This window comes from Streptomyces sp. NPDC025721 (assembly GCF_055558595.1).
This window is the reverse complement of sequence record NZ_JBVHMF010000024.1, coordinates 20,858-41,465: the sequence shown is the minus strand read 5'-3', so window position 1 is coordinate 41,465 and position 20,608 is coordinate 20,858. Positions and strand designations below refer to the sequence as shown.

At 73.7% G+C, this 20,608-nt stretch carries 16 protein-coding genes and 1 pseudogene; 6 read left to right on the top strand and 11 right to left on the bottom strand.

All coding sequences use genetic code 11. The annotated features are described in order from the left end of the window. Positions 1–3: 3 nt before the first annotated feature. The 3 genes from ACZ4EF_RS27850 to ACZ4EF_RS27840 form a co-directional block, all read right to left on the bottom strand. On the bottom strand, positions 4–444 hold the full coding sequence (locus ACZ4EF_RS27850; RefSeq protein ID WP_467506799.1) for a response regulator: 441 nt from the start codon (positions 442–444) through the stop codon (positions 4–6). Then, entirely contained in the window at positions 441–2,240 is a 1,800-nt protein-coding gene (locus ACZ4EF_RS27845) for a sensor histidine kinase (RefSeq protein ID WP_467506797.1), read from the bottom strand. Before ACZ4EF_RS27845 ends, ACZ4EF_RS27850 begins: the two co-directional genes overlap by 4 nt. A 296-nt stretch (positions 2,241–2,536) precedes the next feature. Further along, positions 2,537–3,748: a PP2C family protein-serine/threonine phosphatase gene (locus ACZ4EF_RS27840; protein WP_355334674.1), complete on the bottom strand. Its 1,212-nt coding sequence runs from the start codon at positions 3,746–3,748 to the stop codon at positions 2,537–2,539. 357 nt (positions 3,749–4,105) lie between these two features. Here ACZ4EF_RS27840 and ACZ4EF_RS27835 point away from each other — a divergent pair, with 357 nt between their 5' ends. Together ACZ4EF_RS27835 and ACZ4EF_RS27830 are read left to right on the top strand one after the other, a co-directional pair. Then, on the top strand, positions 4,106–4,864 hold the full coding sequence (locus tag ACZ4EF_RS27835) for an alpha/beta hydrolase (protein ID WP_401714612.1): 759 nt from the start codon (positions 4,106–4,108) through the stop codon (positions 4,862–4,864). Positions 4,865–5,043: 179 nt separating this feature from the next. After that, complete coding sequence (locus ACZ4EF_RS27830; RefSeq protein ID WP_355333812.1) at positions 5,044–6,270, top strand: TerD family protein; 1,227 nt, start codon at positions 5,044–5,046, stop codon at positions 6,268–6,270. 209 nt (positions 6,271–6,479) lie between these two features. Here the strand turns inward: ACZ4EF_RS27830 and ACZ4EF_RS27825 are convergent, their stop codons facing one another. Next, a complete protein-coding gene (locus ACZ4EF_RS27825) occupies positions 6,480–6,896 on the bottom strand; it encodes a CBS domain-containing protein (RefSeq protein ID WP_355333815.1) in 417 nt (138 codons plus the stop codon). Positions 6,897–7,226: 330 nt separating this feature from the next. Here ACZ4EF_RS27825 and ACZ4EF_RS27820 point away from each other — a divergent pair, with 330 nt between their 5' ends. Beyond that, on the top strand, positions 7,227–7,871 hold the full coding sequence (locus ACZ4EF_RS27820; protein ID WP_355333817.1) for an HNH endonuclease family protein: 645 nt from the start codon (positions 7,227–7,229) through the stop codon (positions 7,869–7,871). Between the two features lie 121 nt (positions 7,872–7,992). Here ACZ4EF_RS27820 and ACZ4EF_RS27815 read toward each other — a convergent pair. From ACZ4EF_RS27815 to ACZ4EF_RS27805, 3 genes and pseudogenes are all read right to left on the bottom strand, one after another. Continuing rightward, positions 7,993–8,325: pseudogene (locus ACZ4EF_RS27815) on the bottom strand (Tat pathway signal sequence domain protein); the annotation flags it as partial. 157 nt (positions 8,326–8,482) lie between these two features. After that, positions 8,483–10,012, bottom strand: coding sequence for a hypothetical protein (locus ACZ4EF_RS27810; RefSeq protein WP_467506794.1), 1,530 nt, complete (start codon positions 10,010–10,012; stop codon positions 8,483–8,485). Between the two features lie 304 nt (positions 10,013–10,316). Further along, the gene (locus tag ACZ4EF_RS27805; RefSeq protein WP_467506791.1) at positions 10,317–11,810 is read right to left on the bottom strand and encodes a carboxylesterase/lipase family protein; all 1,494 of its coding nucleotides are present in this window, start codon (positions 11,808–11,810) and stop codon (positions 10,317–10,319) included. Between the two features lie 118 nt (positions 11,811–11,928). Between ACZ4EF_RS27805 and ACZ4EF_RS27800 the strand changes: the two genes are divergently transcribed. Then, positions 11,929–13,617, top strand: coding sequence for an ATP-binding cassette domain-containing protein (locus ACZ4EF_RS27800; protein ID WP_467506789.1), 1,689 nt, complete (start codon positions 11,929–11,931; stop codon positions 13,615–13,617). Here ACZ4EF_RS27800 and ACZ4EF_RS27795 read toward each other — a convergent pair. Both ACZ4EF_RS27795 and ACZ4EF_RS27790 read right to left on the bottom strand, forming a co-directional pair. Beyond that, positions 13,595–14,998 (bottom strand): aminotransferase class V-fold PLP-dependent enzyme, encoded by a 1,404-nt coding sequence (locus ACZ4EF_RS27795; RefSeq protein ID WP_467506788.1) that lies wholly within the window; start codon positions 14,996–14,998, stop codon positions 13,595–13,597. The two genes, ACZ4EF_RS27800 and ACZ4EF_RS27795, sit on opposite strands and share 23 nt — an antisense overlap. A 225-nt stretch (positions 14,999–15,223) precedes the next feature. Beyond that, positions 15,224–15,688 carry a DoxX family protein gene (locus ACZ4EF_RS27790; protein ID WP_467506786.1) on the bottom strand — a complete coding sequence of 155 codons (465 nt, stop codon included), beginning with the start codon at positions 15,686–15,688 and terminating at the stop codon, positions 15,224–15,226. A 218-nt stretch (positions 15,689–15,906) separates the two neighbouring features. Here ACZ4EF_RS27790 and ACZ4EF_RS27785 point away from each other — a divergent pair, with 218 nt between their 5' ends. Further along, positions 15,907–16,521, top strand: a complete 615-nt coding sequence (locus tag ACZ4EF_RS27785; protein WP_355333834.1) for a pyridoxamine 5'-phosphate oxidase family protein — start codon at positions 15,907–15,909, stop codon at positions 16,519–16,521. 71 nt (positions 16,522–16,592) lie between these two features. Beyond that, positions 16,593–17,558, top strand: coding sequence for an NAD-dependent epimerase/dehydratase family protein (locus ACZ4EF_RS27780; protein ID WP_401313314.1), 966 nt, complete (start codon positions 16,593–16,595; stop codon positions 17,556–17,558). Between the two features lie 22 nt (positions 17,559–17,580). Here ACZ4EF_RS27780 and dapD read toward each other — a convergent pair whose 3' ends face one another. After that, the gene (dapD, locus tag ACZ4EF_RS27775) at positions 17,581–18,561 is read right to left on the bottom strand and encodes a 2,3,4,5-tetrahydropyridine-2,6-dicarboxylate N-succinyltransferase (RefSeq protein ID WP_355333839.1); all 981 of its coding nucleotides are present in this window, start codon (positions 18,559–18,561) and stop codon (positions 17,581–17,583) included. Between the two features lie 107 nt (positions 18,562–18,668). Further along, entirely contained in the window at positions 18,669–20,447 is a 1,779-nt protein-coding gene (locus ACZ4EF_RS27770) for a DUF2264 domain-containing protein (protein ID WP_467506783.1), read from the bottom strand. Positions 20,448–20,608 lie beyond the last annotated feature (161 nt).

The following is a 20,608-nucleotide window of genomic DNA, read 5'->3' as shown; positions in this document are numbered from 1 at the left end:
CGCTCAGCGGCCGGGCAGCCGTACCACCGACAGGAAGAAGTCGTCGATCTGCCGCACCGCGCTGATGAACTGCTCCACGTCGACGGGCTTGGTGACATACGCGTTCGCGTGCAGCTTGTAGCTGCGGAGGATGTCCTCCTCGGTGGCGGACGTGGTGAGCACCACCACCGGGATCATGGCCAGGTCCCGGTCGCTCTTGATCATCTCGAGCACCTGACGCCCGTCGTACTTCGGCAGGTTGAGGTCGAGCAGGATCAAGTCGGGCCGCACCGCGTCCTGGTGGGCGCCGCGCCGGTAGAGGAAGTCCAGCGCCTCCTCGCCGTCGCGGACCACGTGCAGGGTGTTGCCGATCCTGTTGTCGGCGAACGCCTCCCGGGTCATCAGCTCGTCGCCCGCGTCGTCCTCGACCAGCAGGACCTCGATCGGCTGTACGGGTTGACTCATACGCGCGGTGCTCCCTCTGCTCCCTCGATGCCAGGCGCCGCCGCCTGGTCAGGTGACTCTTCTGCCCCGGCGGGCAGCGTGAAACGGATGCGGGTGCCGCCGGTGTACTCGTTGTCCACCGAGATGCGCCCGCCGTGGTGCTCGATGATCTTCCGGCACATGGCGAGGCCGATGCCGGTGCCCTCGTAGGTGTTGCGGCTGTGCAGCCGCTGGAAGAGCACGAAGACCTTCTCGCTGAACTCCTCCTGGATGCCGATGCCGTTGTCGGTGACGCTGAAGACGAGCGTGCCGTCGGGGGCGGTTCCCGACTCCACCGTGATCACCGGCGGCCGGTCGGGGGAACGGAATTTGATCGCGTTCCCGATCAGGTTCTGCCAGACCAGGGCCAGCAGCGTCGCGTCGCCGACGGTGTCCGGCAGCACGGCGGGCCGCTCGACGCGCGCCCCGGACTCCTCCAGCCGGTCCGCGAGGTTGTACAGCGCCTGGTCGAGCGTGTTCTCCAACTGGACAGGCCGGTGGTCGTCCTGCGCCCGGCCCACCCGCGAGAAGGCCAGCAGGTCGTTGATGAGGATCTGCATGCGCTTGGCGCCGTCGACCGCGAAGTCGATGTACTGCACGCCGCGTTCGTCCAGCGCGTGCCGGTAGCGCTTCTCCAGGAGCTGGCAGAAGGACGCGACCTTGCGCAGCGGCTCCTGGAGGTCGTGCGAGGCGACATAGGCGAACTGCTCCAACTCGGCGTTGGAGCGGCGCAGTTCCTCGGCCTGCTCGGTCAGCTCCGCCGCCTGGGCGGCCAGCAGTCCGCGCTGGCCGTGCGCCTCGGCCAGCGCGCCCGCGATACCGCTGCGCATCGCCTCCACGGCCTCGGCCAGCACCCGCAGATCGGCCGGGCCGCTGGGCTCGATCCCGGTGTCGAAGTCGCCGCCCGCGACCCGCAGCGCGTCGTCGCGCAGCCGCCCCAGCGGCAGGCCGACGATCCGGCGCAGGAGCAGCGCCAGGAAGACCATGGCCACCAGGAAGCAGGCCAGCATCGCCAGGAACACCGCGTCGCGTTCGTTGCGCACGCGCCGCAACTGATCCTGACTGTGCTGCCGGTCCTCCTTCAGATGTGTGTCCTGGATCGTGAACTGGGTGCGTACGGTGTCGAAGCCCCGCTTGCTGCTGTCCAGCAGCGAGGTGTCGGCGGAGGCGGGCAGGCCCTCGCGGGCGTGCTCGATGAGCGGCAGCGCGTACGTGGTGCGCCAGCGGTCGGCCGCCTCCTCCAGCGCCAGCAGGTCGGCGGAGGCGCGCTTGTTGCCGCTGATCAGCGGGCGCAGCCTGGCGGTGATCGTCTTCTGGTCCGCGAGGCCCTCGGTGTAGGGCTGGAGGAATTCCGCCGAATGGGTGAGCACATAGCCGCGCACGCCGGTCTCCTGGTCCAGCAGCGCGGTCTGCAACCGCACCCCCTCCACCCGCGCGGGCTGCACCCGGTTGGCAAGGTGGTCGGAGATCGACGTGGTGTGCGCGAGCAGTTGCGCGCCGATCACCGCGAAGACGAGGACGAGCAGCGTCATCCCGCCGAGCACGAGGTTGAACGCGCCCTGAACCGTGATCCGGCCCTTCTCGCGCGGCCGGAAGCCGGACCTCGTCCGGGCGGCGGCCTTCTGCCCGCGAGCGGGTACGGGGGCGGGCACGACGTCGGGCGCGGGATCGGAATCCTGCGCGGGTTCGACGTCCGGAGCGGGTTCGACGTCCGGAGCGGGTTCGATGTCGGGACCGGACTCGGACCGCGGCCCGGGTACGGGCGCGCTCTCGGACACGGGCCCGGCTTCGGATACGGACTCGGATACGGCCTCAGGCTCGGATACGGGCTCGGGCTCGGATACGGGCGGCGGGTCGGTCGGGGGATGCGGCACGGACGCGGACTCCGGAACTGGCGTGGGATCGGGCGTGGACTGGGCGACGGGCGCGGTCTCGGGACCGGGCGCGGCCCCTGAAGCGGGCGCGGTCCCTGAAGCGGGCGCGGCCCCGGCAGCGGCTTGAGGCGTCGGCTCCGGCGCGGGCGCCGTGGGTTGCGTCGGCTCCGAACCGGGCCCCGGGACGGGCGGGCGTTCCGTCATGACCTTGCCCGCCATCCCGCGTGCATCACGGCCGCGTCGTCCTCGAGACCGCCGCGCCCCGCCGTCGCCGTCTCGGCCGCGTTGATCAAGGCGTCGACGAACGCCTCCGCGGGCAGTGCGCCGTTCTTCCGGGCCAGCTCCAACAGCCCGTCCTCGCCGAGCCGTTCCGGCCCGTCGCCGTACCGCCACTCGAAGAGGCCGTCGGTGAACAGGACCACGGACGCGCCGTCCAGCGTCTCGGTCGTCACCGGCCAGACGCCCTGCCCCGGCAGCAGCCCGAGCGCGGGCCCGTACGCCGGCTCCCACCACTGGACGTCGGCGCCGCGGCGCAGCAGCACCCCCGGATGCCCGGCTCTGACGATCTTGACGGTGGTGCGGTCGGGGGCGAACTCCAGCGAGCTGAGGGTGGCGAAGACGTGTTCGCCCGCGCGCTCGGCGACCAGCATCTGCTCCAGCATGCCGGGCAGTTCGGCGCCGCGGGTGCCCGCGAGGACGAAGGACCGCCAGGCGACCCGCAGGCACACGCCCAGGGCCGCCTCGGCCGCGCCGTGCCCCGACACGTCGCCGATGACGACGTGCACCGTGCCGTCCTCGGTCTGCACGACGTCGTAGAAGTCGCCGCCGAGCAGCGCGTGGTCGCGGCCCGGCCGGTAGCGGGTGGTCACCTGCCAGTCGTCGCCGCGCAGCAACGGGGTGGGCAGCAGCCCGCGCTCCAGCCGGGCGTTCTCCTCGGCCCGCATCGAGCTCTCGCGCAGCGCCACGTGCGCGCGCTCGATCTGCTTGCGCTGGACGGCGTAGCGGATGGCGCGGCTGAGCGACTGGGGTTCGAGGGCGCTCTTGGACAGGTACTCCTGGGCGCCGGAGGCGACCGCGGCGAGCCCGGCGTCCTCCTCCGACAGACCGGTCAGCACCACGACGGCCGCGCCGGGCGCGTCCTTCAGCAGCCGGGACACCGCGTCCACGCCGAAGGCGTCGGGCAGGTGCAGGTCGAGCAGGACGCACTCGGGCGCGGCGCGGCGGGCCAGCAGCTCCAGCGCCTCGGCGAGATTGCTCGCCCTGACCACCTGGGTCGCGGCGTCGCTCAGCGCGAGGTACTCCTCGACGAGCAGGGCGTCGCCGTCGTCGTCCTCGACCAGCAGGACCGTCGCGGGGCCCGACTGCCCGAAGGAGGCGGGCGGCGCCGTGCGCGGACTCTGACTGTCGCGAATGTCACGAACATCACGGCTGTCACGCCCGTCGCGGGTGTGCGGGATGCCCACCGGAAGTCCGGCCGGAACTCCGACCGGGCCGCTCTGCACCACGTTTCTTCCTCCGCCTTCGGCTGCCCGACCATTGAGATTGCGCTGAGCGTACTTGCCCAGGGCAGGAGCGTATATGCGGGAGCCTCCGGACCCCTGTTCGATCCGGCAACCTGTGCGTCGGGTCCGCCGCGCGACCCATCCGGAACCGTCGTCGCTACGAATGACGGAGGATTGACGGGGTACGGCGGAACGGGGATTCCGGAACGTCCGTTCGTACCTGTCACGGCACGTCGGCGGAGGGAACGGACACGGGTGGAGGCACGGGTGGCAGAGGACCGCGACGGCGACAGCGCACGCGCGGGGTATCGGGGCCTGGTGGTGCGGCGTTCCGCGGCGGCCCCCGAGGCGGCGGTGCTGGTGCTGCACGGCGGCCGGGAGCGCGGTATGGGCCGGCCGTCCCGGCTGAACGCGCCGGGGCTGCGGATGCGCCCCTTCGTCCGGGCGCTGGCCCGCGCGACGCGGGGCCGCCGGGTGGTGCTCGCCGAGGCCCGCTACCGGCACCGCGGCTGGAACGGGGAGCGGGCGGACGCCGCGCGGGACGCGGCCGACGCGCTGGCGGAGCTGTCCAGGCGGACCGGCGGGGCGCCGGTCGTGATGGTCGGGCACTCCATGGGCGGCAGGGCGGCGCTGCGGGTGGCCGGTACGGACGGGGTGGTCGGCACGGTGGCGCTGGCCCCCTGGTGCCTGCCGGGGGAGCCGGTGGAGCAGCTCTCGGCGGCCCGGCTGGTGTTCCTGCACGCGGAGGCCGACCGGATCACCTCGCCCGTGGAGTCGCTGCGGATGGCGGAGCGGGCCAGGGCCGAGGGCGCCGAGGTGTGCCGCTTCGTGCTGCCGGGCGGCGACCACGCGATGCTGCGCCAGGCGGCCGTCTGGCACGCGCTCACCACCCGGGCGGTCTGCGGCCTGCTCGGCCTGTCCGCGCTCCCGCCCGAGGTCGCCTCCGCCTTCGCCCTGCCGCCCGGCTCCCCGGACGGCCTCGACGTGCCCGCGACCGCCGGTGACGGGCGGGGCGTGCGGGTGTGAGGGTACGGGGCTGCCGATACGGGTCCGACCGTACGCAACCGCGGGCGCGACGCTGCCGGTACGAGCCGGCGCGGGCGCCGGAATGGGCGCCGGGACCGGGTGCCCATAACGGGCCGGAAGCTGATCTCCGGGTCATGGAACCGCAAACAACAGTCGGTCGTTACGGGGGCATGACCGCTATGACGCCTGGCTCGAATGTGCCGCTCTCCGTGCCCCGAGTGGCCGTGGACGTCGCCGCCTCCTCCGCGCGGCTCGATGTCTCGGGCCTGCTCCTGACCGGTGACGGGAAGGTGCGCTCCGACGACGACTTCGTCTTCTACAACCAGCCCCAGGGGCCCGGCGTCAGCCACCGCTCCGGGGGCGGTTCCGGGCCCGACTCGATCACCGTGGACACCGCGGCCGTCCCGGCCGGGATCGAGAAGGTCGTGGTGACCGCGAGCCTGGACGGCGGCGGTCCCTTCGCGGGTACGACGCCGACGGCCACGGTCCGCAGCGCGGACGACGGCTCGGTGATCGCCACCTTCACGCCCACCGGGCTCGGCCCGGAGACCGCGCTCGTCGTGGTCGAGGTGTACCGGCGCGGCGGCGCCTGGAAGGTCCGCGCGGTCGGCCAGGGGTACGCCAACGGGCTGGGCGGCATCGCCAGCGACTTCGGGGTGAACGTGGAGGAGCCCGCGGCCCCCGCGGCCCCCGCCGCCGCGTTCACCCCGCCGCCGCCCGCGCCGGGACTGCCCAGCGCGCCGCCGCCCTCCGGCGCGCCCGCCGCGTATCTGCCGCCGCCGCCCTCCGCTCCCCCGGCCGCGCCGCCCGCTCCCGCGCCGGGCGCGGGCAAGGTCAATCTGGACAAGGGCCGGGTCAATCTCCGCAAGAACGAGACGGTGTCGCTGGTCAAGGCGGGCAAGCCGTTCCTGTCCTCGGTGCGGATGGGCCTGGGCTGGGAGCCCGCCTTCGGCGGCCGGGACATCGACCTGGACGCGTCGGTGATCGCCTACGGTCCGCAGCGCAACCACATCGCGACCTGCTACTTCGGCAAGCTGTCCATCCTCAACGGCGCGGTCCAGCACTCCGGTGACAATCTGACCGGCGCGGGCTCGGGCGACGACGAGACGATCACCGTGCACCTGGGCGGGCTGCCGCCGGAGGTCACCGGTCTGGTCTTCACGGTGAACTCGTACTCGGGGCAGAAGTTCAACAAGGTCGCCAAGGCGTACTGCCGGCTGCTCGACGCGGGCACCGGCGAGGAGCTGGTCCGCTTCGACCTGACCGGCAGCGAGCCGCGCACGGGTGTGCTGATGGCCAAGCTGATCAAGCAGTTCTCCGGCGAGTGGGAGATGACCGCCATGGGCGACTTCATCGACTCGCGTACCGCCAAGGGGATGGTGCGGCCCGCCTCCGCGGCGCTCTGAGGCACCGCGGACCGGACGTGTGCCCTGCGGGGCCGCCGCCGGTCCGCGCAGGCTGGCATGAGTCCGCGCGGACGGGCGGCGGCCCGAGAGACCGGTCCCAGGCGGCGCGGGACCGGCCTCAGGCGGCGCGGACCGGTTCACATCGCAGGCCGGTCTCACACCGCGCGGCGGCCTCAGACCACGGGCCGCGCTCGGACCGCGCGTCGGGCTCAGACCGCGCGGATCGCCGTCGCCAGGGCGCCCGCCTCGGCCGGGCCGAGGTGCCGGGCGATGTCGGCCTCGCTGATGATGCCGACCAGGCGGCTGCCCTCGACCACCGGCACCCGGCGGATCCGCCGGGAGGACATGGTCGCGACGACGCTCCCCGCGTCGTCGTCGGCCGCGGCCGTCACCGGGCTGCCGTCCATCAGGTCGGCGGCCCGGACCGCGCCCGGGTCGTGGCCGGTCGCCACACAGCGCAGCACGATGTCCCGGTCGGTGAGCACCCCTTGGAGCCCGCCGTCGTCACCGGTGACCGCCAGGGCCCCGATGTCCGCGTCCCGCATCCGCTTGGCGGCCACGTCCAGGGTCTCGTGGGCGGAGATCGTCTCGACGCCCTGATGCATGATGTCGCGCGCAGTGGTCACAGCAGCTCCATTCGTCCCGGGCCCCCGCGCCGACCATAAAGTCCCGCGCGCCGCCCCGCACGGCGACGGGAGCCGGGACCAGGACCGGGAGCGGGCGGGCGCGGGGGCGCCGTGCGCACGGCGCTCGGAGGCCGTGCGGCCCCGGCACGCACCGGCTCGTGCGCCGCGCGGGCCTCGTACGGGCCGGACCGCCACCGGACGTTCGCACATCAACATGTCATGGTCACATAAAATTTACCGCTGACGGTCTACCCGCATAGACCCGTGGCCGGGACCCTGGTCGGGAACCACCCGTACCGCTCGACCCCCTAGCCACGGGAGCGCTCAGTCATGCCCAAAAACCGTCTCGTGCACGGAATCTGTGCCGCCGTCAGCGCGGCACTGCTCGCGCTGACCGTCCTGTTCGTCAGCGGCGGCCCCGCACAGGCCGCTCTGCCGACCCCCATCGCCGCCTCCACCGCCCGCAGTTACCTGTCCGGCATGACGGCCACCGCGGAGACGCACGCCTCGACGTACGACCGGAATCTGTTCCCGACCTGGATCACCATCTCGGGCACCTGCGACACCCGCGAGTACGTGATCAAGCGCGACGGCACGAGCGTGGTGACCGACAGCTCGTGCAAGGCGACCTCGGGGAACTGGACCAGCCCGTACGACGGCGTGACCACCACCGACCCGTCGACCTTCGACATCGACCACCTGGTGCCGCTCGCCGAGGCGTGGGCCTCGGGCGCCTGGGCCTGGACCACCGCGCAGCGCCAGGCGCTGGCCAACGACGTGACCCGCCCGCAGCTCGTGGCCGTCTCCGCGCACTCCAACCGCTCCAAGGGCGACGGCGACCCGGCCGAGTGGCTGCCGCAGGCGTCGTACCAGTGCACGTACGCCCGCGCGTGGGTGCAGGTGAAGCACTACTACGGTCTGACCGTGGACAGTGCGGAGAAGTCGAAGCTCACGTCGGTCCTCAGCGGCTGCTGAAACGTTCCGGCCGCACCCGGCCTCGCTCGTCACGGCGGTGACGAGCGCGGCCGGGCGGCGGTCCGCCCCTCAGCCCGCAAGCCCGGAAGGCCAGAATCCCGTCAGTCCGTCAGCCCGGCGTCTTCAGGGTCAGCGTGCGGCGGCCGGGCGCGTAGAACCAGACGGCCCCCTCGCGCACGAGGTACACCCCGTCGTCCGCCCACCACAGGCCCGTCAGCCCGTGCGCCCGCGTGACCTCGCCCGCCGCGAACGGCGTCTCCACCCAGTCCACGCCGTACACGGTGCCGGGCCCGGTCGCCCGTGACAGGTCGTCCACGTAGCGGCCCCCGGAGTCGATGCACCGGAACGCCTGGAGCACGCCACCGTTCTGCGCCGACGGCGGCGTCCGCCGGCACAACGACGTTCCCGCGGTCAGATACGCGTGACCTCGCTTCGGGTCGGCCACCACGGCCTCCCGCGTACGGCTGACCGGCACCGGGGCTCCTCACGTCGCGCTGACCACCCACGGTGCCGCCCCCCGGCCAACCCCGGATGAACGGCGTCCTTCCGCGAGGCGGCCACCCGGTTGCCCCCGGCGCGGGGGCGCGCCCCGAGCGGTGGACCGCCGCGCGTCAGCCCGGAAGGCCCTGGCGGGAGCGGGCCTTGAAGGCCGCCTTGCGGGCGTCCTTGGCGGATTTGCGGTCCGGGTGGAGACGCCCCATGGCTTCGAGGACGTCGGCGGTGGCGGGGTGGTCGACGCGCCAGGCCGCGTCGAAGAAGCCGTCGTGCCGGGCGACGAGGTCACGGACGAGGTCGGCCAGGATCTCGGGGGCGTCGTCGGCGGCGAGCTGCGCGGCGAGGGTGTCGATGGTGAGCCAGAAGACCATGTCCGCGTCGGGCGCGGGGATGTCGGCGGCGCCGCTCTCGGTGAGCCAGACGCGGGCGAGGCCGCCGAGCGCGCGGTCGTCGAGGACTTCGCGCAGCGCGGGCTCGGCCTCGGCGCCGAGCAGGGTGAGCGTCTGCTGGCAGATGAGACGACGGCCCGGCGCACCGGCGTCGTCGCCGCGCGCGGCGGCGAGCAGTTCGCGTGCGGCGTCGGCCGGCTTGCGGTCCTCCAGCCACAGCTCGGCCTCCAAGCGCGCCGCCTGGTCGGGGTAGCCGGTCAGCGCTTCGAGGAGGTCGACGCCCGACCCGCCCGCGAGGTCGCCGATGGCGGGGGCCTGCGCGCCCGCGTCCACGAGCCGTTCGCGCATGCCGTGCACGCCGAGCGGCGTGAGCAGGACCATGCCGTAGCGGGAGACCTCCTCGGGGTCGAGGTCGTCCCCGACGGCCCCCTCGGGGAACTCGGGGAAGGAGCCGGTTTCCCCGTCGCCCTCCGCCTCCTCGATCAGCGCCTCGTCGACCGGCTGGTAGTCCAGCAGTCCGGTCGTGGCGAGCAGCCGGAAGTGGTCGTCCAGCCGCATCATCACCTCGGTGACCTCTTCGAGGACGGCGTCGCTGGGCTGGTCCATCTCGTCGGGCACGACGAGGGACGCGGCGAGCACCGGCAGCGGTACGGCATCGGGCCCGTCCTCGGCGACCGCCGAGTCCTCCACGGCCATCAGCGCGTAGAGGTTGACCAGCGCGCTGTCGAGGAATTCGGCCTCCTTCTCCGGGTCCCAGTCCAGCTCGTCCAGGAGCACCTGGTCGCCGTCGTCCATGACCTCGCGCAGACTCTCGAAGTCCGGTGCGGCGGCGTCGGCGAGGGCCGACTCGGCGGCGGCCAGCCAGATGTCGAGCACGTCCTGCGGGAGGCCGGCGGTGATCCGCTCGTACGCCTCGCCGGGCAGCGCGCGACCGGCGACCTCGCCGACCGGCGTGGACTCCTCGGCCTCCTCGTCGATCTCCAGGACCAGCAGGCCGGTGTCGACGGCGACGCCCCATGCCTGGGCGGTCTCGGCGAGCCCTTCCTCGTCCTCGTCCACCGGGAGGCCGAGTTCCGCGGCGGCGGCCACCAGGTCGTCGTCCAGCAGCTCGCCCATCGCGTCGACCGGCCGTTCCGGTGTCGCCCACCGGGTCAGCCGCAGCGCTCGGTCCAGCAGCGGCACGGCCAGTGCCAGCCGCGCGAGGTCGTCCGCGGGGAGCAGCCGTACGGGCGGCAGGACGAGGGGACCTTCGGACATGGGGTGACTCCTAGAGGGCTCTACGGCTGTACGGCGTGAGGGGTGGGCCGGTCCGGCTCACCCCTGGCGGGTGGATCGGACCGGCACACGCGAACCGGTACGCGCGCCGGACGCGCGCACTCAGCGTAGGCCCTGCGACCCCCCGACCGTCGGCCTCCCGGCCCCGTCGCACCCGTCACCCCGCCGGTTCACCCGCCCGTAGCGACACGTTCCGGCCACCGCCGCCCGCCGCCGGGTGCGTACCGGCCACGCGTCCCTCAGGCGTACGGGAGTTCGGCGCGCGGGAGGGGCCGGCGCGAAGGGCTCAGCGCACCCCGTCCCACAGCGCGCGCTCGTCCGGGCGGGGGTCGCGTACCGGACCGCAGTGCGCGGGGTCGTCCGCCGTGCCGAAGACCATGGTCGTACGGTCCCGGGTGTCGTACGCGGGCCAGCCGGGATCGCCGGTGACGGCGAAGGAGACCCAGGCGGCGTGCATGGTGTCGGCGAGCGGCTGCGGCGGGGCCTCGCCGAGCAGCATGGTCTCGCCGGGCGCGTCCAGGTTGTCGAAGGCGAAGGCGATCTCGGAGGCGTGGCAGGCGCCGAGGCGGCCGTCGAAGGCGGTGGAGCGGCGGCCGAATTCGTAGACGTGGGCGCGCGGCACGGACTCGGCCAGGCGGACCGCGGGTATCCGGAAGAACCAGTCGGTGAGGACGGCGGAGAACAGGTCACCGGTGGTGGCGCCGGGGCGGTTGGCCGCGTAGAGCGGCAGCGCGGTGTCGGGGTCGAGGCCGTGCCGGGCGATCGCGGCCCGCAGGTGCCTGTCGTCGATGTAGTCGATGACGCCGCTGGGCACGGTGAAGAGCCGGTACTCCTCGGCGGTGGTGCCGATCAGCAGGTCGACGGCGCAGTCGGCGCCGGGTCCCGGCACCGGGTGGGCGCGGGCGGCGGTGCTCGCGGTGTCCGCGATCGGCTCGAAGGGCATGGCGTTCAGCGCGACCTCGCCCCACAGCGCGGGGTCGGGGTTGGCGGTGACCTCGTTGCGCAGGGCGGTCTGCGCGGGCAGCAGGACGTCCAGCGGGAGTGCGGCGAAGGCGGCGGCGGTGGGTTCGACGCCGAGTTTCGCGGCGAAGTGCGCGGCGACCTTGCGGGCGGTGTCCCGGCCGATCGTGTGGTGCGCGGCGCCGCTCTGGAGGATCGCCCGGTGGAAGAGTCCTCGGGCGCCGGGGGCGGTGAGCAGCACCCCGATGCTCATCGCGCCGGCCGATTCGCCGAAGACGGTCACGCGGCCGGGGTCGCCGCCGAAGGCGGCGATGTTGTCGCGGACCCATTCGAGGGCGGCGATCTGGTCGAGCACTCCGCGGTTGTCGGGGGCCCCGTCGAGGGACAGGTAACCGTCCGTCCCCAGGCGGTAGTTGACGGTCACGCAGACGACGCCGTCGCGGGCGAACGCGGCGCCGTCGTAGATCGGCAGCGAGCCCGAGCCGTTCATGAAGGCGCCGCCGTGCAGCCACACCATGACCGGTGCGCCGCCCGCGGTGTCGGGTGTCCACACATTGAGGTTGAGGCAGTCCTCGCCCGCGATGTCCGGGTCGGGCAGCAGCACGTCGAACGGCTTGACGTAGGAGCCCTTGGGCACGGTCGGGCCGAACGCGGTCGCGTCGCGTATGCCCTCCCAGGCGGCGGGCGGTTGCGGCGCCATGAACCGGTGCGGTCCGAACGGCGGTGCGGCGTAAGGGATGGCGCGGAAGACGGTGACGCCGTCCTGGCCGGCCGCTCCGCGTACGTCGCCCTGCCGGGTGGTGCAGACCGGTCCGTCCATGCGTCAGACTCCTTCGTCCTGTGCCCGCTCCCGGGGCTCGCGTACGCTACCGGCGGCCCGCCCCTGCGGGAGGCGCCGCGACACCTTCAACGTACCAAGCGGTCGGTCAGGGGGCACGATGAGCGACGGCGGTCTCCGCGTCGAGGCGTACGGCGTGGGGCAGCGGGTCGCCTCGGGGCGGCAGACGCTGCGGGGGGTGAGCGTACGGATCGCGCCCGGCGAGCTGCTGGCCGTGGCGGGCGGCAGCGGGTCGGGCAAGACGACGCTGCTGGAGATCCTGGCCGGAATCCGTACCCCCTCGGCCGGTCGCGTCCTGCACGACGGTACGGAACCGGCCGTCCTGCGACCGGCGTTGGGGTATCTGCCGCACGGCAACGTGATGCACGACGACCTGCGGCTGGACCGGGCCCTCGGCTACGCGGCCCGCCTGCGGATGCCCGCCAGGACCGCCGCCGCTCTCCTGGACGCGGCCGTACGCGACGCGCTGGCCGCCGTCGGCCTCGCCGACCGCGCCCGCCAGCCCGTACGCACCCTCAGCGAGGGCGAGCGCCGCCGCGCCTGCATCGCGGTCGAACTCCTCACCCGCCCCCGCGTGCTGTTCCTGGACGAGCCGACGACCGGACTCGACCCGGCGACCGGCGCGGAACTCCTGCGCACCCTGCGGGACTTGACCGCCGACGGCGTCACCGTCGTGCTCACCACGCACGCGCCCGCCGATCTGACCCGCTGCGACCGCGTCCTGTTCCTCACCCCTGAAGGACGCCCGGCCCACCTGGGCACGGCGGCCACCCTCACGGCGGCGTACGGCGTCCCGACGCTGGAGGAGGTGTACGGGGCGGTGGCCCGCGGGGCGCGGGCGGCGGACGAGGCTGCCGCGGAGGAGACCGCCGCGGAGGAGTCCGGCCCCGCGCCCGAGGCGGCGCCCGTGGCCGACGGCGCCGCCGCCACGCGTCCGGCGCCGCTCGGGGCGGTCGGGCAGTGGTGGCTGCTCACCCGGCGGGCCGGGGAGTTGATGGCGCGCAATCGGCTGACGGCGGCGGTCGTCGTGGGGTCGCCGCTGGTGATCGTGGCGATGTTCGCGCTGCTGTTCCGGCCGGGGGCCTTCGATCCGGCGGCGCCGAGCCCGGGTTCCGCGGCGATGATCCTGTTCTGGATCGCCTTCGGCGGCTTCTTCTTCGGGCTGACCTACGGCCTGTTGCAGATCTGCGCGGAGATGGCGGTGGTGCGCAGGGAGCGGCTGACCGTGCTGCGGCTCGGGCCGTATCTGCTGTCGAAGGCGGCGCTGCTGCTGCCCGTACTGGCCCTGGCGGACGCGGCGTTGCTCGCGGTGCTGCGCGGTCTGAACCGGCTGCCCGCCGCCGGGTGGGGCACGTACGGGTCGCTGTTCCTGACCGTGCTGCTCGCGTCGGCCGCCGCGCTCGCGCTGGGGCTGCTGGCGTCGGCGGCGGTGGGCGATCCGGGGCAGGCCACGCTGATGCTGCCGATGCTCTGCTTCCCGCAGGTGCTGTTCTCGGGGGCCTTTGTGCCGGTGCCCCAAATGGCGTGGGCGGGACGGGTGTTGAGCGCGGCGATGACCAACCGGTGGGCGTTCGAGGCGCTGGGCGGCGGGATCGGTCTGCGGGAGCTGTGGGCGCACGGCGCGTCGCCGCTGGGGCCGCCGCTGCTGGCCTCGTACGGCGGCTCGTTCGACCGGGCGGTGTGGGCGGGCTGGCTGCTGCTGGCCGGTTTCACGGCGCTGTTCCTGGCCGCCGCGTGGGCGGTGCTGGCGCGCAAGTGCCGCACGGTCAGCAGACCAGCCGTGGGCTGAGCCCCGCCGGGTCGGGCGAGCGGTCGCGGTAGGTCTGCGCGGCGAAGGCGAGGAAGGCGGACACGTCGGCCGCGTTGGAGGACAGGCCGAGCGAGACGCGGACGGCGCCGCCGGAGGGGAGGCCGAGGCGGCCGAGGTAGTCGTCGATGGTGCCGGTGGCGGTACGGACGGCGCCGCCGAGTACGTCGCGGTCGATGGCGAAGGCGACCTCGCCCGTGCCGGGGTTGCAGAAGCAGCCGGTGCGCAGCGATATGCCGTGCGCGGCGCTGTCGCGGCCGACGATCCGCTCGTCGATCACCCGTCCGTCGGAGCCGAGCAGATTCAGCGCGACCGTGCCGCCGCGGCCGGTGGTGTCCTGCGGACCGTAGATCCGTACCAGCGGGCTGCCGTCGGCGTGCCGCAGACCGCGCAGCCCGGCCAGTAACTCGGCGGTGAGCGAGGTGACATGACGGTGTATCGACTGCACGCCGACGCCGGTGATCCAGTCGAGGCCGAATTCGATGTCGGGAATGCTCAGGTAGTTGACCGTGCCGTCCTCGAAGGCCGCCTCGCCGTCGGCCATGTGGTGCCACAGGCCCTGGGCGCTCACCACGTGGATGGTGCCGCCGGAGAACCACGGCCGCCGCAGCCGCGTCAGCGCCTCCCTGCGGGCCAGCAGACAGCCGATGCCGGTCGGGTAGCCGAAGACCTTGTACCAGCTCACGGCCACGAAGTCGGGGCTGAACCGGCCGAGGTCGAGCACGTTCGCGGGCACGTAGGCCGCCGCGTCCAGCAGGACGTCCCAGCCCGCCGCCCGCGCCCTGGTCACCCAGTCCAGCGAGTGCTGGACCCCGCTGAAATTGCTCTGCGCGGGGTACGCGAGCAGTCCGGGCCCCCGGGCCCCGGACTCCGTGCCCGCCCGCGGCCTCGCGCCCGTCAGGACGGCGTCCATCGCCGTCGCGTCGATGCCGAGGCCCGGCGCCTCCAGCGGTACGTACACCGTCCCCGCGCCCCGGCCGCGGGCGTACTCCCGCAGGCCGTTGACGGAGTTGTGGTTGTCGAGGGTGAGCACCAGCCGGTTGTCCGGCCCGAACGGGTAGGCCTCGCCGACCAGTCGGCACGCCCCGGTGGCGTTGGCCGTGAACACCACGGCGTACTCGGCCGGATCGGCCCTGAAGTGCGCGAGCACCCGTGCGCGGGCCCGCTCCACCAGTTCGCCCGACGCCTGCGAGGCCGGGCTGACCGAGTGCGGATTGCCGTAGCAGCCCGCCGCGATCCGGTCGGCGTGCGCCCGCACTTGGGCGCGGGCGGGAAGTCCCGCGCCGGTGTGGTCGAGGTACACCTGCCGTCGCTCGTCGAGATACCCGTATTCGACCGCGCGCAGCGCGCCAAGGCTGTCCATGAGCGACCCCCGGTCTTCCGGTCTCCGGTCCTCCGCGACGCGATCCCGCGCGACCCCGAACGGCCGCCCGTACGATCGCCGTTGCGCCAGTCGTCGCGCCGGCCGTACGACGCCCGCGCGACATCCGCGCGACATCCGTGCGACGTCCGTACTCAGGATCGCACCGCGAGCCGTCCGCCGTGCGGCGTTGCGTACGGTCGCCGGCCGCGGCCGACGGGAGCGCGGTCAGGTCCGGGCGACCGCGCCGCGGATCAGGGCCAGCAGCGCCTTCGTACTGTCCCTGCGGGCCCAGGCGATCAGGGCCAGCGGCAGGATGAGGATGATCGGCGTCGCCGCGTTGTCGCCGTCGAAGACGGTGATCTGGGTGACGGTGGCGCCGATCATCAGGCCGATCATCGCGACCGCGGCGACCTGATAGAGCACCGGAATCAACAGGGCGACGGCGCCCGCGAGTTCGAGCGCGCCGGTGAGGTACATGAACCAGTCGCCGAAGCCGATGCGGTCGAAGGAGTCGGCCGCGGCGTCGATGCCGAGGAGCTTGGGGGCGGCGCTGGCCACGCCGTAGAAGAGGGCCAGCACGATCTGGAGGGCGAGCAGCGCGGTGCGCGCCCGGCTACGGGCGGGGCGGGCGGTGACGGCTGTCGCGGTACCGGTCGGGGCGGCGCTGGTGGGGGTGGAGACGACGGACACGAGGGGCTCCTCTGGTCGGGTCGATGCGGTGCTGTCGTATGCGCCGTGGCGCTGTCGAAGAGGTAGACCGGGGACCGCCGCGGAACTCATCGCAGGCGCGGGAAAGACAGGGGAAGGCCAGGGGAAGGCCAGGGGAAAGGCGCGAGGAAAGCCCGGAAAAGCCACCCTGTACAGTGAGAGTTCCCAGAAGGTACTCACTCACCGGGGGTGTACGGCACATGCAGGAGATCACCGACGAGGCCGAACTGCGGGAACTGCTCGGCGAACCCACCGCGGTCGTCCGCGACAAGGCGCGCGACCGGCTGCACGAACTGGACGTGGCCTGGCTGAAGGCGGCGCCCTTCTGCCTGATGGCCACCTCGGCGGCCGACGGCACCTGTGACGTGTCGCCCAAGGGCGACCCCGCCGGTTTCACCGTCGTCCTGGACGACCGGACCATCGCGGTCCCCGAGCGGCCGGGCAACCGCCGCGCGGACGGCTTCCGCAACATTCTGTCCAACCCGCACATCGGCCTGCTCTACTTCGTCCCCGGGCGCGGCGACACCCTCAGGATCAACGGCAGGGCGCGGCTCCTGCGCGACGCCGACTTCTTCGACCGCATGGTCGTCAAGGGCCACCGCCCGCAGGTCGCGGTCCTGGTCGACATCGAGGAAGTCTTCTTCCACTGCTCCAAGGCGTTCCTGCGCAGCGCGCTGTGGAAGCCGGAGACGTGGCAGCCCGACGCGCTGGCCTCGCGGGCGCGGATCTCCAAGACGCTGGAGCGGACCGAGGACTCGCTGGCGGAGCTGGAGACGTACTACGGGGCCGCGTACGCGGAGAAGATCTACCACTAGGGCCTGCCCGGCGGATCACGACCGCGATATCCGGGTGACGGCCGTCGGGACCGACAGTAGAGTCGCCCCTTATGCGCATTCTCGTTCTGGGCGGTACCGCCTTCGTCGGCCGCGCCATCGTGGAGGACGCACTCCACCGCGGGCACGACGTCACCCTCTTCGGCCGCGGCAGGACCGGCGCCGGACTCTTCCCGGGCCTCCCCCGGCTGACCGGCGACCGCGACACCGGCGACTACGCGGCGCTCGCGGGCGACACCCGGTGGGACGCCGTCGTGGACGTCAGCGGCTACGTCCCGCGGCACGTCGCGCAGGCCATGGACGCGCTGGGCGACCGGATCGGCCGGTATCTGTTCATCTCCAGCCACGCGGTGTACCAGCGCGAGGGTGTGGCGCCCGGCTCCGACGAGGACACCCCGCGCCGCCCGCCGGTCCGCGACACCGAGGTGCTGAGCGAGGCCACGTACGGGCCGTGCAAGGTCGCCTGCGAGGACGACGTGACCGCGCGCCACGGGCAGCGCGCCACGATCGTGCGGGCGGGGAAGGTCGCCGGTCCGCACGACCCCTCCGACATGTTCACCTACTGGGTGCGCGCCGCCGCGCGCGGCGGCCGGGTCGCCCTGCCCGCCGACCCCGCCCAGCCGGTGCAGATCATCGACTCCCGCGACCTGGCCCGGCTGGTGATCCGGCTGCTGGAGGACGACCGGCCCGGCGCCTTCCACGCCGTGGGCCCCGAACAGCCGGTAACCCTCGGCGAGTTGATCGAGACGTGCGCGCGGGCCGCGGGCACCGAGGTGGAGATCGTACGGGTCACGCCGGACGTCGTACCGCCGATGTTCCCGCTGGTCCGGGAGGACACCGCCACACAGCAGCGCAGCGCCGCGCGCGCCCGGGCCGCCGGGATGCCCGCGACCCCGCTGGCGGTCACCGCCGCCGACGTCCTGGCCTGGGACCGGGAACGCGGCGAGCCGCCGCTGGAGGCCGGCTGGTCCCCCGAGGAGGAGCGCGCGGTGCTCGCGGCGGCGGCTCGTACGGCGTGAACCGGTCACGCGTGACGCGTCGTCAGTTGTGGCTGTGCAGCGCGTCGTTGAGGCCGCCCCACGAACCCGTGCGCTGAAGGACCTCGACCTTGCCGGTGGTCGAGTTGCGGCGGAAGAGGATGTTGTTGGCGCCGGAGAGCTCCAGCGCCTTGACGATCTTGCCGTCCGGGAGCGTCACGCGGGTGCCCGCGGTGACGTACAGGCCCGCCTCCACGACGCAGTCGTCACCGAGGGCGATGCCCAGGCCCGACTCGGCGCCGAGCAGGCAGCGTTCGCCGACCGAGACGACCTGGGTGCCGCCGCCGGACAGGGTGCCCATGATGGACGCGCCGCCGCCGATGTCCGAGCCGTCGCCGATGACGACGCCCTGCGAGATGCGGCCCTCGACCATGGAGGCGCCCAGCGTGCCCGCGTTGAAGTTGCAGAAGCCCTCGTGCATGACGGTCGTGCCGGACGCCAGGTGCGCGCCGAGGCGTACGCGGTCGGCGTCGGCGATCCGCACGCCGGACGGGGCGACGTAGTCCGTCATCCGCGGGAATTTGTCCACGCCGTACACCGCCAGGTGCAGGCCCTCCGCGCGGGCCGCCAGCCGCGCCCCTTCGACCGCCGCCACCGGCACCGGGCCGATCGACGTCCACGCGACGTTCGCCAGCAGGCCGAACAGCCCTTCCAGATTGGGCTCGTTGGGGCGGACCAGGCGGTGGCTCAGCAGGTGCAGCCGCAGATACGCGTCGTGCGCGTCCAGCGGCTTGTCGTCCGTCGAGGCGATGACGGTCCGCACCGCCACGACCTCCACCCCGCGCCTCGGGTCCTTCCCGAGCGCCTTGGGCGCCGCCGCTCCCAGCAGCTCCGCCGCGCGCTCGGCGCTCAGCCGCTCGGTGCCCGCGGGGCCCGCCTCCGCGGCGAGTTCCGGTGCGGGGTACCAGGTGTCCAGGACGGTGCCGTCGTCGGCGACGGTGGCAAGGCCGACGCCGAGGGCGCCGGGGGCACGATGCTCATTCATACCCAGACGCTAACCCGTCCTCCCCCCGGCCAGCCACCCGCCCCGCCCCCCGCCCCCGTACGGCTCCCGATCCGCTACGGGCGCGCCCGTGGCGCGCCGCGGCGGCCTCAGTGCCGCGCCCTCGGCGGTGCCTCCTCCCACGCCGCCGCCCCCGCGGCCCCGGCGCCGAGCACCGCGCAGCGCAACCAGTGCTCGCCGGGCGGGAGTTGACCCACCAGCACGGGCAGTGACGTGCGCCGCGCCAGCACATTGGTGCCCGGCAGCGGGTCGAGCACCCGGCCGCTACGGCCGCCGTCCAGATCGCGCAGCCCGCTGAGGTCCCCGGCCCCGGTGACCGTCACGGCGCTGCCCTCGTTCTCCTCGCGCCGGGTGAGCCCCGCGTCCCGGTCGACCGCGAAGCCGCCCTCCGCCGTGTACAGCGCGCGGCCCGTACGGACGCGGTGGGTGCGCAGGTGCCAGGGCGCGGCGGCGGTGAGCCAGGTGGTGATCTCCACGTCGGGCCACGGCCGCCAGGTGCTGCGTACGGTGTCGCCGTCCTCGACCGCCGGATCGTGCTGCTCCTCGCGCACCCGGAAGTGCCGCGGCGCCGTCCCCTCCTCAATGTCGGCCTCGTCGCTGACCGCGAGCACCGAGTCGTACGCCCCCGGCTCCGGGCCGAGACCGTCGACCGGCGCGCTGAAGCCGAAGCGGGAGGAGTACGCGAATTTGGCGTACTTCGCGGCGCCTCCCCGCGCCCAGAGATTGTGCTGCGACCCGCTGAGCAGCGTCGCGTCCCCGCCCGAACGCATCAGCACCGCCCCGGCGTCCGGCTGCGCCAAGGTCTCCGGCAGTTCGGCGGCGGGCTCCTCGTCCGCCGTCCAGAAGGCGTGGTCCGCGGGCAGGGCCAGCGGCAGGAACGCCTTCATCGCCCAGTACGGCGAGCCCGGCCCGTTGTACTGCTCAGCGACCGCCGGCTGCGGATAGCCGTACCCGATGGTCAGCACCCCGTCCGGCGACGTCAGCGCCGACCGCTCCCGCCACCAGCGCAAGTGCCGCGACAGCAGCCCCTTGGCCTCCCCCGGCGGCACGGCGTCCACCCCCGCGTACGGCAGCGCCCCCCAGAACGAGCCCTGCGCGAACCGGTACGTGAGACTGCGGCCGAACGGCACGGCGGCGCCGTCCGCCGCGAACCAGTGCCGGAAGCCCGGCGCGAAGTCGGCCGCCCGCTGCCGGAAGCGCGCCGCCCGCGCCGGGTCGCCCTCGCCCGCGAGCGCCGCGTAGATCAGGCCGTAGAAGTGCATGGCCCACGGGATGTAGTAGTCGCGCTGCGCGGTGTTCCCGTCCGCGTACCAGCCGTCCTGGCGCGCGTACGTCTCCAGCCGGTCCAGCCGGGCGTGCCGCGCGTCCCGGTCGTGCGCGTACCCCACCCGGTCCAGACCGAGGCTGACCAGCACCGGGAAGAAGTTCCAGTTGTTCTCGGGCGTGTCGGCTCCCAGGAAGCTCGCCAGCCAGGCACCCGCCCGGTCCCGTTCCTTGCCGCTGAGCGGGTCCCACAGCTTCTCCGGCGCCAGCGCCAACGCGAATCCGACGGCCGCCGTCTCGACGGTCCGCTGGTCGATGCCGGTGGCCGTCCCCCAGTACTCGGGATGCCCCGGGTCCGTCCCCGCCGCCAGCCCCCGCGCCCACAGCTCCCAGTGCGCGAACTCCCCGCCCCCCGCCGCCAACGGCGCCAGCCCCCACAACGGCCGCGCGTACCCCTCCAGGTCGGCCGCAGTGTCGTCATGGTGCGCCGTGTTCACCCCCAGCCGTATCCGAGCGCCCCCCTCGCTCGCGTACCGCACCAGCGGATCGACCAACTCCCGCACATACGCCTGCATCTCCCCACGCGCGCCACTGCCGCTCGCCATCCCAACCGCCTCCCTCACGAAGTTGCGATAATTTTCGCAACACCCCCAAGAGACCGTCAACGGCCCGGACACGGCATCGGGGGGGGGGGGGGGGGGGGGGGGGGGGGGGGGGGGGGGGGGGGGGGGGGGGGGGGGGGGGGGGGGGGGGGGGAGGGGGTACG